General features: G+C 61.2%; 3 protein-coding genes. All 3 read right to left on the bottom strand.

Annotated elements, in window-relative coordinates; genetic code table 11:
* Positions 1–688 (bottom strand): DDE-type integrase/transposase/recombinase (locus RI03_RS03550; protein WP_026046424.1); only part of this gene is annotated, 688 nt, incomplete at its 3' end.
* Positions 689–1,072: 384 nt separating this feature from the next.
* Entirely contained in the window at positions 1,073–3,019 is a 1,947-nt protein-coding gene (locus RI03_RS03545) for a methyl-accepting chemotaxis protein (RefSeq protein WP_010215241.1), read from the bottom strand.
* A 392-nt stretch (positions 3,020–3,411) separates the two neighbouring features.
* Positions 3,412–3,999: transposase (locus RI03_RS03540; RefSeq protein WP_202949356.1), on the bottom strand; the 588-nt coding region annotated here is incomplete at its 5' end.

Genomic DNA, 3,999 nt, shown 5'->3' with positions numbered 1-3,999 from the left:
GGTGCTCAATGTCATTGGCTTCGCAGATCATGTCGAAGCGCATCTGACGCGACCAGGTGGTGTTGCGGTTGCGCGGTTGCTCGGCGAACTGGATGCCGTTGTCGGTCAGGATCGTGTGAATGCGGTAGGGCACGGCTTTCAGCAGAAGTTCGAGGAACTCCCAAGCCGTCCGTCTGTCAGCCTTGTCGACGAGCTGGGTGACCGCAAACTTGCTGGTGCGGTCGATGCCGACGAACAGGTAGAGCTTGCCTTCGGCAGTCTGAACCTCGGCGATATCCATGTGAAAGAAGCCGATCGGGTAGCGCTTGAAGCGCTGTCGCTTAGGCTTGTCGCCCTCGATATCTGGCAGACGGGATATGCCGTGCCGCTGCAGGCAGCGGTGCAGGGCTGACCGCGTCAGATGCGGGATCGACGGCTGCAACGCATAGAGGCAATCGTCGAGCGGCAGGAGTGTGTGGCGTCGGAATGCGACGACCGCTGCCTCCTCGGCTTCGGTCAAGGTCGTGGAGTGAGGGGCCTTCGGCCCGGTCTTCAAATCCTCAACCGTCGCTTGCTTACGCCACTTCGCCACCGTCTTCGGGTTGATCCCGAGCTCTCGGCTCAGCGTCGAGAGCGAAGCTTGCGATCGCTGTATTGCTGCTCTGACGGCGTGCGTGGTCGTGGCGCTCCCGTGACGTACCTGTCCCATATGGCTTCCTTCCATTCTAACGAAAGGATCGCACCATCAAACCGCGGGATCAAACACCTAGGTAGCGTTCCCTTTGCCGCGAATTGCCGAGCGATCTATCGGCTGGGGCCGCAAGCTTATGGATAAAAACGCGCTGTTCGTAATACCTGCTATACCGCAACTGTTTGCCGAAAGCTGCCAGACCGCAATCAACTAAGCCGTGACATCTGCGATCGGCGGCGCATCGGATTTCTGTATCACCGCAATGCCGAATATCCGCCGTTCCAGGCGTGGTGGAAAACCTGTGAGTTTTGCATCAATCGAGGTGCGGTAGAACTTCAAGAGTGCGACTTCTTTGCTGGCGTTCGTACCGTTATTTTCTGAACGCGGACATTGCTACTCAAGCTAAAACGAGTTCCAGTCTTCGCTATCGGGCCGGACGATTGCTAAAATGGCGGCACCGGGGAGCGGCTTAATAGGTGAGGTATAAGACGCCGGGTTCGCGTAATTCGGTTTGCGCGCCGCCTGCATCGGGCGACGGCTACCGTTTTGGACCACCTTCAAGCCACTTGCTTGATCCGAGAGGCTGCCGACTTCGATTGCCGGGTTGCGCGCACCACCCTCAACATTGAACTGGGCAGCTGCCTGGGCGAGTGTAGCGACTTCGTGCGTCAAGTTGCGCGCAGCAGCCGAGGTTTCCTCGACCATAGCGGCGTTTTGCTGGGTGGCTTGGTCCATCATCGAGACGGCGGCCGTGATCTCTGTTATCGTGCTTGATTGCGCTTGGTTGTCGAAGGCCATGCCGGCGAGTAAGTGGTTGACCTCGCCAACGTCGCTCGAGATGGCGGCGAGGGCGGTATCGACCCTGCCCACTGCGTCGACCGCGGTGACGATTTCCAATTGGGTGATGCTGAGCTGGTCGCGGGCACGCTTGGCCTCTTCCTCGGCCCGCATGGCGAGCGCTGAGACGAGGTCGGCAACGACCGCGAAGCCGCGTCCCGCGTCACCGGCCCGGCCCGCCTCTACAGCGGCGTTCATCGCGAGCACGCGGGTCTGGAAGGCGATCTTATCGAGGCCCTCGATGACGCCGTCGATACCCTTGGCGCTGTCCGACACGCGGCCCATTGCTTGCATCGCGGTGTCCGCGGTCGAGCGTCCACGGCCGACCGTCACCATTGCCTGGTCGGCGCGGGCGACCGTGCTCTGAGACGCGGTCGCCGTCCCCTTCAACCGGCTTTCCATCTGGCTCAGCGCGGCTGAGGTCTCCTCGAGGCTGGCGGCGTTGCTCTCGGTACGGCGGGCGAGATCCTCGGACGCCTGCGCGATTTCGTTGGCACCGGTGCTGATTGACCGGGCGCTCTCGCTGACCTGCTCGATGGTTGTCCGGACACTGCCGATCGCTTCGTTGTAGTTGTCCTTTAGCTCCGCGTAGAGGCCTGGATACTCCGCGTCGACGTGGGTCGTGAGGTCGCGGTTGCTGAGATCCGAAAGGCTCGTGCCAAGCGTCTTGACGACCATCTGGACAATCTTGTCGGCCTCGACTTTTTCAGCGTCCGCCGAAGCCTTGGCGACTGCCGTTTCGCGGAAAACCAGCACGACCTTGGCCATGTCGCCGACCTCATCACGCCGACCGGTGCCGTCGACCGCGACAGCATTGTTGCCTCCGGCAAGCGCTTCCATCGTCGCCTTTAGGCGGGCGAGCGGCCCAGTGATGCCGATGCGAGAGACGACTAGGCCGCCGACGACGCTGATGACGACGCCGGTCAGACTAAGCGCCAGCAGCCAGAAGGTGGTCGATTTCGCACTGACCGTCAGGGCGGCGGCTTTCGCGTCGCCACGTGCAATGGTTTCGTCATTCAATGCCACGGCTTGCTTGATCACAGTGGCCGCAAGAAGATCGGCTTTGGTGAGGATAGCCATAGCCTGGTCGTCCTTGTTAGCGAGTCCGAGGAGGACTGCCGGCTTCAGCATCGTGTGCAGCGCATCGTACTGCCTGTGGACATTGTCTATCTGATCCTTCAGCGCCGGAGCCGCCTGCGCTGCCTTGGCGAGCAGCCCCACGGCCGTATCATAATCCTCTTGCTCGCTTACTGACGCACCGCGGGCCTGGGCGCTGGCACCATCATATGCCATGGCGCGATAGGCCGACAGCTGCATCGCCTCGATCTTCCGCGTCGAGCGGGCGATATATACCGGTGCCTTCGCTTCGCTGACCATGGCGGTATTGGCATCGTCGGCGCGCGTTAGGCTGCTCGAAGTGCTGAGCGAAATGATAATCGTCACCGCGCCCAGCGCCAGCAGGAGAATCAAGATCTTGGTGGAGATTTTGAGGCTTGCAAGAATATTGTTCATTCAAAAGATAACCCATTCTCGGCTGTTAAAGCTATTATAGGCGCAGTCAGGGTCGGTACGTGGAGTAGGCAACCTTTTCCGGAGGCGTCACTCTAGCCTGATGCAAAAACTTTACAGACCGTGTGGAAAGTCGTGAGCAGCGGCCCGGACGGTCACAGTTCCTTGTCCAAGCGGCTCACCGGGCTGAATAAAGGCTGGTCATGCCCTCTGACCGCTTTGATGGCGCCGGAAGTCCGATATTCGAGGCCTGCCGTCCCATTCAGGCGCCAAAGGCCGGCTTACGACCTTGCTGCAGCGATCAGGCCCGGCACCCTGACCAGGGTGAGCTCGTCGGATGTTGTAGGCAAATGCCGTTAAGCTGACCTCGCCGCGAACGTTTTCCAGCCGGCGCATCAGGAACGCGCCCTGCCCATCCACTGTTTGATGGTGCCAAAGGGATGCTCGACGCTGTTTCGCCGTTGATCAAGCATTGCCGGTCGCAGGGCCAACCGTGCTGCCATGCGGTCGAGAACAGCCTCGTTTTCAAAGCGCGAGACGCGGCGGAATGACTGTGTGCAGCTTGATCTCAGTGAGCACGCCTTGCAGGCATCGCGGTTGGCGTAGTCGATCTTAACATTGTCGCGCGACTTGCCCCGGTAGCGCGGCGAGGGCGCTGCCCCGGCCGGGCAGACAAAGACATCCCGGTCAGGCTCGTAGCGAAACACGTCCTTGCCGAAGAAGCCCTGGCGCACCGCGGGGCCGCGGATTGGCTTGGGCACATAAGCGGTGACCCCGGCCGCCTCGCAGGCCTCGATGTCCTCGATCTTGAAATAGCCGCGGTCGGCCACCGCTTCGATCCGCTCGACGCCGAGCGCCTGCATGGCCGCTGTCGCGGTCTGGGCGAGCAGCCCCAAGTCGAGGACCTGGTTGCTCACCGCCTGCTCGGCGATCAGCTTGTGCTTAACGTCGACGGCGAGCTGAATGTTGTAACCGACGCCCAC

Source organism: Sphingomonas sp. PAMC 26621 (assembly GCF_000251145.1).
Taxonomy (GTDB): Bacteria; Pseudomonadota; Alphaproteobacteria; order Sphingomonadales; family Sphingomonadaceae; genus Sphingomonas.
This window is presented reverse-complemented; position numbering and strand designations above follow the sequence as displayed.